4 protein-coding genes and 1 pseudogene are annotated in these 10,615 nt (G+C 45.7%); all 5 read right to left on the bottom strand.

Features of this window, described 5'->3' with window-relative positions; translation table 11 throughout:
* Positions 1 to 5,186: glycoside hydrolase family 2 TIM barrel-domain containing protein (locus tag GPK60_RS01450; protein WP_215658721.1), on the bottom strand; the 5,186-nt coding region annotated here is incomplete at its 3' end.
* A 95-nt stretch (positions 5,187 to 5,281) separates the two neighbouring features.
* Positions 5,282 to 6,106: a response regulator gene (locus GPK60_RS01445; RefSeq protein WP_022118525.1), complete on the bottom strand. Its 825-nt coding sequence runs from the start codon at positions 6,104 to 6,106 to the stop codon at positions 5,282 to 5,284.
* Positions 6,084 to 7,961: a histidine kinase gene (locus GPK60_RS01440; protein WP_022118524.1), complete on the bottom strand. Its 1,878-nt coding sequence runs from the start codon at positions 7,959 to 7,961 to the stop codon at positions 6,084 to 6,086. The genes GPK60_RS01445 and GPK60_RS01440 overlap by 23 nt, the downstream gene beginning before the upstream one ends.
* Positions 7,933 to 9,759, bottom strand: coding sequence for a peptide ABC transporter substrate-binding protein (locus GPK60_RS01435; RefSeq protein ID WP_215658720.1), 1,827 nt, complete (start codon positions 9,757 to 9,759; stop codon positions 7,933 to 7,935). The genes GPK60_RS01440 and GPK60_RS01435 overlap by 29 nt, the downstream gene beginning before the upstream one ends.
* 31 nt (positions 9,760 to 9,790) lie before the next feature.
* A pseudogene (locus tag GPK60_RS01430) lies at positions 9,791 to 10,615 on the bottom strand (hypothetical protein); the annotation flags it as partial.

Here is a 10,615-nt window from a genome sequence, read left to right as displayed (position 1 = left end):
TCTGCTGCTGCTTTGTCAACATCGGCTGCTGCCTTTGCTTCTTCTGCGGCTTTCTTTGCTTCTTCTGCGGCTGCTTTTACTTCTTCTGCTTTTGCCTTGGCTGCTTCTGCATCTGCTTTTGCTGCTTCGGCTGCTTTTGCTGCGGTCTCGGCATCGTTCTTTGCTGCGACTGCCTGGTTTTTGATCTCTTCCAGTTCTCCTGCTACAGAACTTGCTTCAAAACCTGCCTTGCTTTCTTCCATCTTGTCCGTATCGGAAGTAACCGGAACAATGCGGAATCTCTCTGCATAAGTGTTGTAGCTTCCATCTGCATTCTGCTTGGTTGTCGGATAGAATCCTTCCAGCGGTATATGGTTAAAGAATCCTGTATTGCTGACTCCTCGCTGGATCGCATCCAGGCACAGATAAGTCTGCTCATCCATCGGAACTTCTGTGGAATGACGAATGGTCTGGTTGTTATACGGATAATCGGTCCAGCTAACCGGATTGATATTTTCTGCTTTTACATGAAGTGCAGAAGATTCTACCGTTCCGTCTGCGGCAACTAAAATACCATTTCCGTCATTATCGGTCAGTGATGTCCATCTGACATCGGTGTGGTTTCCGTTTTCCTGTGGTTTCACATATTTGCTTACAAACTGATCTGTTACGGTACTCCTGTATACACCGACATCGGTTGCCGTCTTTCGATCAATGTAGTTTTCTTCCGGACCTCTTCCGAAGTATTCCAGATTTTCGTATCCTGCTGCAACAGTCATGCGGACACCGACTTTCGGCAGTGCCTGTGCTCCGGCGGTACCCGGTGCAAAGTTGCTTCTCGGTGTAAAGGCAGAGCGGACTACGATTTCTCCATCTCCGTAAATATCATAGAGTAAGGTCTGTTCTGCATCAACCGTAAGTTTTACGTTTAATGCTACACGGATGTGCTTTCCATTCTCATCCTGTGTGATAACCGGACTGTCCACCAGTTCCATGTTGTCATCGGTATTTCGCAGATTGCGGTTGTATGCAACCGGTGTGTCGTTATAGTTCTGTGCTCTCCAGAAGCTCGGTACCGGACCTTTTTCCAGAACGACTTTGCCGTCCACCGTGTAATCTGAAAGAATACCGGTTGTCTTATCCATTTTCAGTGCGTAGGATTTTCCGTCTTTTGTAACACCTTCGATGCTCATTGTATTACCGTCATCTTCTGCTTTGGTAAACTCAGACATGTCATCGTAATCCAGTACTTTTGTCTCCTTGTATTCCGGAGTCAGGTCAAACTGCTCATGTGCCACTACATTGTCGTATTTGGTGAGCGTTGCATCCCAATCCGGTTTTACTTTATTCTGCACGGAGAACTCCAGCATGTAAGTATCGCCGGTCTGCGGTTTTACTTTCGGCAGATCGATCGTGATCACTTCTTCTCCAAAGGTTTCTCCGTCCATACCCGGTGTATTTAAGGAGATGGTCTTTGTTGCGATCTCTTCATCGTCTTTTTTCAGGCTCCAGATGATATTGTAATTCTCAAGGGTGCTGTTTTCCAGTTCATTTACGACTTTTACTTTGATCGTTCCATCGGTTACTTTCGCATCTTCGTTTTCAAGATAGAAGTTCACCTGCTGATGATCGTAACGCATCTGTACGGCTTTTGCGGACGGTGTGTGGTCTGCAAACAGAACACCGTTTGCACAGAATGCATCTGCATTGGAGCTCGCATCCATCCAGTCTCCACCGTAAGCCCAGAATGTCTTTCCGTCTTCTCTTGTGGTTGCAAGTGACTGGTCTGCCCAATCCCAGATAAATCCGCCCTGAACATTGGAGTATGTGCGGTTCAGTTTCCAGAATTCATTGAAACTTCCGAAAGACTGTCCCATTGCATGTGCATATTCCTGCTCAAAATAAGGCAGTTTGTAGTTTGTGTTTTTCGCGTAGCTTTCTACGTTCTTTGCTTCCGGATACTGTGTACTGTGAACATCCACAATATTCTTGCTTCTGGTTTCCATGCCCCATGGATCAGCTCCTGCATCCTTCTGATAACGATGATAATAACCATCGGATTCACGTTCGTACATACGCAGTCTGCTCGGATCACGGTTCAGAACTGCCATTGCTGCTGCCCAGAAGCAGTAAGTATTGTCTAATGGGCATCTTGTGTAAGTTGCTTCGTTTCCATAAGACCATCCGATGATGGATGCATGGTTTTTCAGAAGCTCCAGCATATTCATGTTTCGATCTAGAACCGGAGTTACCCAGCGGCTGTCCCCTCCAGGGATCGGCACTTTATGATCGCCATATGCTCCGTAGTGTGATTCTACGTTTGCTTCTGCATAAACATAAATACCAAGTTCATCTGCCAGATCATATAAAATCTTTGCATTTGGATAATGTGAAGTACGGACTGCATTGACATTGTACTGTTTCATCAGTTTCAGATCATCGATGATCTCCTGATTTGTCACGGCACTGCCATTTTCCAGGCTGGCATCGTGACGGTTGACACCGCGGAAGATAATCTTCTGTCCTGTGATCTGCATCTGTTCCTGTTCTGCATCGTTGATGTTTACTTTATAGATCTCGCGGAAACCGATATGTTCTGCTTCTGCTTCGATCACTTTTCCGGTGCTGTCTTTTAATTCCAGCGTTACCATGTACAGGTTCGGTGTATCCGGGAACCATTTCTTCGGATTCTTAACTTCGATCGTTGCTGTTTTGCGATCACCTAAGTTTACTTTTTTCTCGCCGTCTGCATCTGCTGCATTCGGATCGGATGCACCGGTCACACCCTGAAGTGCTTTCAGCTTATCATAAGAAATCGTATCCTGACCGATCAGCTTTCCGTCCATGTCTTTCAGTTTGACATCTACGGTGTAGCCGCTGGTATCTTCTTTGTCTGTCAGATTGCGGACATCAACATCCACGTTCATCGTAACATCGCTGTTTTTGTCTGTGCGGTCTGCAAAGCTTGTCTGTACAAAGAAATCACGAAGCTCTGCACGGCTGTCTTTGGAATACAGATAAATGTCACGCATGATACCGCTCAGCTGAATGAAATCCTGATTTTCCAGATAACTTCCGATGCCCCAGCGATATACTTTCAGTGCGATCGTATTCTTTCCATTCTTGTTCAGATACGGTGTGATATTGAAATCATGCGCCGTAAAGCTGTCTGCTGTATAACCAACCTGTTTTCCGTTGATGAACAGATAATAAGCAGATCTTACGGACTGCAGTGACAGAAATACTTTACGTCCGTCCCAGTTTTCCGGAAGTTCAAACTCAGTACGGTAATATCCTACCGGATTATAGTGCGTCGGTGCCTGAGGATCATCATACTCGATGGTATTTCCCTGTGCACTGCCCCACGGATAGATACTGTTTGTATAGATTGCTTCATCAAAATATTTAAAGGTCTTATCTGCGTTTCGATAAGTCTGCCATGCATGCGGTACAAATTCTTTCTGGAAATCTGCTTTTGCTTCCTCCGGAAGTGTTTCTTCCAGATAACCTTTTGCGTCCGCTGCATCTGCTTTTTCCGGATTTTCTATCAGTGCAAAATCCCATTCTTTCTGCGTCAGCAGTTTATAGTAAGTACTTGCCGTCTCATTCTGGTCATCCAGTGCACTCTTCTCGCTGTTAAATGCAGTGTCTGCATCCTGATACGGAACAAAATCTGCATGAGAAGGCTCTCTGTTTACTTCTGCAGTAGAAATATCTTTGTACCATTCTTTTCCGGTAAATACCGGTGCTTCATCGGTAACGTAAACACGGATCGTGTTGGAAGTATATTCTTTTCCGCCTGTTGTAAGATAACTCGTAATATCCGTATAGCCCGGTTTCAGAGTTTTGATCTGATTGCCTTCCAGAGAAGCCACTTCCGGATGGCTGCTTACGGTGCGGATACCGCTGCTGATCGCTGCTCCGGATGCGTCTTTTGCAACCACTGCAAAATTCGTTGTTTTTCCGGTCTGCAGATAGCCTGCAGAAACTTCCAAGCTGATGGTCGCTTTCAGCTCATTCATGACCCACAGGGATGTCTTTGCACTTTCTTCTTTCATCTGGATCAGCTGCCAGTTTGCATCGTTTACGGTTGCAACATATTTTCCGGATGCTTTGTTCTGGATCCGGTAATTTCCGCTTGTCTCATCTTTGATGATCTTCCACTTCTGTGTATCCTCGCCTGTGTTTTTTGCCATGGAAGGATAAGAATCCAGATCTCCTCCCTGGATCACAAGTGATACATTGTTGCGTGGATGCCAGTATACATAACCGTCCCCGGCTTCCGTAAATACCCACATACGTGTCTGATTCAGTGCTGTATTCCACAGGTACAGGTTGTTTCCTTCGTTTACATTGTCTGCTCCAGGCTCGATCAGATAACCGGCAAATTCTACGTTATCAATGCGATAAACGCCCGGCCATTCTTTTGATGTCTCCAGAACGGTCAGCTCTGTGTTGACTTCTGTGCCCTCAAATGTTGCTTTGATCGTTGCTGTTCCGACTTTTTTTGCGATAACGGTATTTCCGGAAACTTCTGCGATATCCGGATTCTCACTGGTGATCACGGCTTTGCTTCCATCCAGCTCTTCGCCGTCTGCGTCAAATCCGGTCACAGCTGCGGTTGTGCTCTCACCGGTTCTTATGGTACTGCTGCCAAGAGAGAGTTTCACTTCCGGCTCTACCTTTGCAAGTCTCCATGCCTGTGCCGTATCGGACATACTTACCTGTGCATGGCGGTTTGCAGAAGTACTTGCATAACGGGAACCATTTTTCAGATAATACTGATCTTCTGTTCCTGCCACTTTCTCGATCGTCCATTTCTGGTTTGCTGATGCGGCATTCTTTCTCTGAAGGCTGACAACTGAAGTATCTGCCTGCATGACAAGCTCTGCATCCTGCTTGTTGTACCAGTAATAGCTTCCGTCCTCTGCCTGCTCAAAATAGAACATCTCACAGTCTGCCGGAGCAGTTGATCCCTGTTCCCACAGCCAGAGCGTATTACCCTCGGATGCCTGGTCCGCTCCCGGAGCCATTCGCTGCGTGGCATCTTCCGTGTGATAAATACGGTAGATTCCTTTCAATCCGTCCGCTGCTCTGCCGGTCTGTGCTTTTGCGACTGTTCCGAAGCTTCCGATGGAAGTCAGAACCATTGCCATGACAAGAACCATGGACAAAACAAAACGAACACTTCTGGTTACATTTTTCATTTTACTTTCCTCCTTTTCCGGGATTTTTTCCCTTTTGAAAAAAGTATAGGAAAGCAAGTGTTCCAGAAGTGTTCCTTTTTGAAGTGTTTACTGTTTTAATTACTGTAATTTGACATTACAATCCCGGCCTGACGTTCCAGAACCGGAAGAAAGGCCTCGCTCCAGGAATACTGTGCCATAAATTCATCTGAAAATTTTTCCGCTGCATGGATCTGCCCTTCCATCAGTTCATAATAATCACAGGAAACGCCCTTTGTCTCCAGATACATTCGTCCACGCTCGCTGTGAAGCATCCAGAGAAGTCCATGATCCCGCAGTGTATTTTTCAGGTTCATCACTGCTTTTCGGAAACGTCCTTTCACCTGTTCACTGAACGGTTCTTCTTCCCATAACAGATCCACGGCAAATTCCATTTCCACAATGCCGCCCCGTCTCGCCACAAGAAGTGCAAGCAGTTCTTTTGCTTTTCTGCTGCTAAAATCAATCGCATGACCGTTTAAAAACAGATCAAATCTGCCAAACGTGTGGATTTCCAGCTGCATTTCATCTTTTTGTTCCGTTCTTACCAGCCTTCTTGCTTTATCCAGTGCACGGTCCACCTCTTCCTGTCCAAACGGCTTCAGCAGATAATCGCAGGCATCCAGCTGATAGGCATCAAATGCGTACTGGTCATATGCTGTGACAAACGCTGCCTGAAGATCCGGTTTTTCTTTGTGCATCTGATCCAGCAGTTCCAGTCCCGTGATCCCCGGCATCCTGATATCACAAAATGCAAAATCCACCGGATGCCCGGCAACGTACTGCAATGCCTGCTTTGGGTTTACAAATTTTCCGCAAATTTCAATATCTTTGTGTTTTTCACATAAATAGCTTAATTCTTCCAGGATCAATGGTTCATCATCTATCAGAATAATTTTCATCTTCTGTCTCCTCCCATGGAATATGTATTGTCTGCCTGCACCCTTCTCCTTTTCTGCTCTCAATCTCAAGATCCGCATTTAGAAATTCTTTCAGACGCAGCTTCAGATTTCTTATGGCAATCCCGTCCGCATCTTTCAGTTTTTCGGTGTCAAATCCTGCCCCGTCATCCAGGATCTGAACACAGATTTCTCCGTTTTTTCGAAAACTTCGGATCTGTACGGTGCCGCCCTCCATCTTCTGGCAGATTCCGTGACATACCGCATTTTCTACCAGCGGCTGGATCGTCAGCGGCGGTATCTGGAACTTTTCTTCCTGAAGATCCCACTGAACCTGAAGACGCTCCCCAAAACGCATCTTTTCAATGTGCAGATACCGCTCGATCGTCTTACATTCTTCCCGAAACAGAATCATCTCTGCAGATTCCAGTGCATTCATATTTCCCCGCAAAAATACGGCAAAATCGTAGACCGCCTGTTCTGCCTCTTTCGGACGCGTCCGGCAGAGCACTTTGATCGACATCAGGGCATTCTGCAAAAAATGCGGTTTGATCTGATGCAGTGCAAGCTCCAGCCGGGCTTCCTGGAGCTTCTGCTCAATCTTCGCCGCCTCCAGTGCCCTCTGCTGAATTTTATTCATACGCCAGCGGTCAATGACATTGACACTCAGATCAAAAGCGATCACTCCGACAAGCATGAAAATACCTCCACTATAAGGAAGCATGCCGATATGTGCAAAATCTGACAATACGATCCCAGTATACAAAAGCAATATGCCTATTTCCCAGATCATATCTTCTCCGGATATTTCTTCTTTTTTGCGATACCCTGCAAAGCGGATCAGCAGTACCAGCCAGACACCCACGTCCATGGTCAGTTTCCATGATAAAATCCCTTCAAAAGCTGCAAGGCTCATCACAATGACACCGGTGATCAGAATCCCTTCCCGAATTCCGAAATCTTTTTTCTGCCGGTCTTTTTTATAACCGTTTTTCAGAAGAAATTCCCAGACCAGACTTTCCATCACGCATACAGAAAACAGAATCAGATCATAATATTTCAAAGTCCCGCCTATGACTGCCGAAAACGCTGCATCGGAATAGATCATACGGATGGCCAATAAGAACAGCACCAGAAAAACACTTCTGCTGTAACCGCTGTCCGGCGTGATCTTCAGCTGCAATAAATAAGAACATAAAAACAACATATGCATGCCAAGCAACAGGATCATCCAGGTATGATAACGGTCATACTGTTCACTCCACACGCTTTCCTCCTGGATCCGCGGTGTAAAAGACAACCCCGGAAGCAGATATCCCGCTGTTTCTATGATCAGATCACATTCCGAAGACTGAAGCGTAATGGTCGTCCTGATCGATGTATCCCTGCTGACTTTCAGTGCGTCCGGATTGGAAGAAACTACTCCGCTTTTTTCAATACATTTTCCATTCAGATAAATCCGATAAGCCGCCGGCATACCTTTCAGGCTCACAGAAACGTCAAACTGCGGCGGACAGTTTTTCAGTTTTACACGGTAACTTCCCCAGTTGAACATCCCTGCATTTTTTCGGGGCATATAAGAAGGCACCCTGACAAACTTCCCGAAAACCTGCTCTTCATCCAGCTCCGTAGCAATGAATTTCTGTTCAAAAAACTCCCATTCTCCGCACAGATCGACTGCTTTTCCGCTTTGCAGTCCAAACTGTTTGAAATCTGCTTCTCCCTTACAGACCACCTGTTTCTGCGGCATCATGAGAACGGTCAGCATTGCTGCAGTACATACAGCAAACACCGCAGCAAGAAAAAGAAACCTTCGATTTTTTTCTGTTCTATTTAAAATCCGCATATAAAAACTCATATCCTCCACCTGCAAGATTCATGCTTGTCTCAAAACCGGTCAGATTCCGGTTCAGTAACAGGCTTTCTTTTCGAAGCTGCAGCGGGATCATCGGCACATCTTCCATCAGTGCTTTCTCCGCTTTATATAAGGTACTAAGTCTGATCTGTTCATCCGTCTGCCTCTCGGCATCTCTTAAACATTTCTGCACCGTATCACTTTGATTTCCCTCTTCTCCATAGGTATAATCGTAATTCCAGCTCTGCAGATACGCCATCATATCTGCATATTCTGCGATAACGCCCGTGAGCGTAACCGTGCCGTTGTCTTTCTCTGCCCAGAATGCATCTCCGGTTGCCGTTTCCAGTTCCACCGAGATTCCAAGTTTTTTCTCCCACTGGCGTTTGATTTCCGTTCCTTCCTGTATGCTCCATGGATCATCATTGACCAGCAACCTGATGTTTACATCTTCCGCTCCGGAAATATTCATTTTTTTGAGTGCTTCGCCGAGCTTTTCTTCTGCAAGCTTCTGATTTCCGTATTTTGTACATGGCAGATCCTGATAATTCTCTGTGTAAGTTTTCAAAATTCCGAGGCCGTTTTCCGGAACATAACGTGCATTCGGCACAAGAAAATCACTGTCCATATTTTCTTTGTATTCTCCCCGGTTCAGTGCATAATTTAACGCCTGGCGAAATTCCCTGCACTGCAAAGGTCCTTCGGTCTGCAGATCCAGATAAAGACTTTCACAAATCCCGGTCATCACTTTTTTCTGAATTCCGGCACTGTATTTTTCCGCTCCTTTTAACGGGATCGGCATCACATCGACCTCTCCTTTTACAAATCTTTCGTATGCTTCATCGGATGACTCCAGACACACGGCTTCCACTTTATCCAGTTTGATATTGTCCCGCTCCCAGTAATAGGGATTCTTTTTCATACCTACCAGATCTTCACTCCACGTTTCCAGGGTAAACGGTCCGTTGCAGTCTTCCGGCCGCAATATTTCTGCTGCATCTTCTCTTATCGGTGCAAAACTTCGAAGTGCCAGAAGCTGCAAAAACTGAACCTGCGGATGCTCCAGTTCGATCTGAAGCGTTTTCTCATCCAGCACCGTCACGCCCAATTCTTCGATTTTCTTTTTTCCCTGATAAATATCTTCTGCATTTTTTATGATCGCTGCATAAGAATTAAAATTCTCCGGCTCCATCAGCCTTTGAAAAGCCCGAAGAAAATCGCCTGCCGTGACAGGCATACCGTCACTGTAACAGGCATCATCCCGCAGATAAAACGTATAAACCTTCTGATTCTCCGAAATTTCATAGCGATCCGCCATGCCATACTGAAGTTCATACTGATAGATCCGCATCAGCCCCTCCAGCAGATAACAGGCAATCGTCTGCTCCGCAATGCTTTTTAATTTCAGATGATTGATCCCGTCCCCCGAAAACCTGCTGTAATTGACATATCGCATGACCTTCTCCTGATTGTCGGATTTTTTCATTACATTTTCCGTTTCTTTCTGCCGTGCACATCCCCCGATCAGCAAAATCATCATAAAAAGCAGAAAAAATCGTCCCAAAAACTTTTTCATAGCCACTTTCCCTTCTCCCGATATTGTTAATACCATGATATAATATTTTTTCTCTTTTTTCAATCTGTCAGAGCAGATGGAATATTGCATCCCACAGCCTGCAAAAGTGAACATCATCTCACATCTGATCTGAAGAATGCCGGACAAAAGACAAAAAGACAGATGCACCATGACGGCAGCAATTCCGTCACGTGCTCTGTCTTTTGGATGCCAACATTTAAACACTGTGCAATGCCGGCTTTTTATTTCTTATATTTTATTTTGTGCGTACTTTCTTCTTTGCACTGTAAGCGGTGTAAACTTTCTCGTTATCCACTACTTTGTATACTTTGACTCTTACATAGTACGTTTTCTTTGCGGAAAGTCTCTTGATCGTTTTTGCTTTCCTGGAAGCGGAAACGGTAACGGTCTTTTTGCCTTTGAAGTTTGCTTTCTTAGCATATTCAATCACATAGCCGTCTGCTCCTTCTACGCTCTTCCAGTTGACTTTCACAGACTTCTTAACACCTTTGACAGCTTTTACTTTCACTTTCTTAGCTGCAAATTCTGTCTTAGCCAGCTGGCTCTCCAGACGTTTCTGCATTGCCTGCACTTCTTCTAACTGTTTCTGTGCTTCGGCTCTCTTTTCTTCTGCCTCTTTCTGGGCTTTCGCAAGGATCTCTTCTGCTTTCTTCTGTGCTTCTTCGGCTGCTTTCGCTGCGGCTTCTGCATTTGCCTGGGCTGCTTTCGCTGCATCCGCACTTGCCTTTGCAGCACCTGCGGCTGCCTCTGCAAGGCCTTTTTTTGCATTTTCAGCTGTTGTTTTGGCTGCCTCCGCGGCTGTTTTTGCTGCTTCTGCATCGTTTGCATAATTCTTTGCTGCATCCTCTGCTTCTTTTGCGGCTTTCTGTGCTGCCTCTGCTTTTGCCTGGGCTGCTTCGGAAGCGGTCTGTGCTTTCTTAGCCTCTGCTTCTGCAGTTTCTGCGGCTTTCTGTGCAACTTCTGCTTTTGCCTGGGCTGCCTCTGCTGCTGCTTTGTCAACATCGGCTGCTGCCTTTGCTTCTTCTGCGGCTTTCTTTGCTTCTTCTGCGGCTGCTTTTAC

The organism is Ruminococcus sp. MCC718 (assembly GCF_018783905.1).
GTDB classification, from domain to species: domain Bacteria; phylum Bacillota; class Clostridia; order Lachnospirales; family Lachnospiraceae; genus Hominisplanchenecus; species Hominisplanchenecus faecis.
Note: the sequence above shows the minus strand (reverse complement) of the source record. Positions and strands in the feature narration are given on the sequence as shown.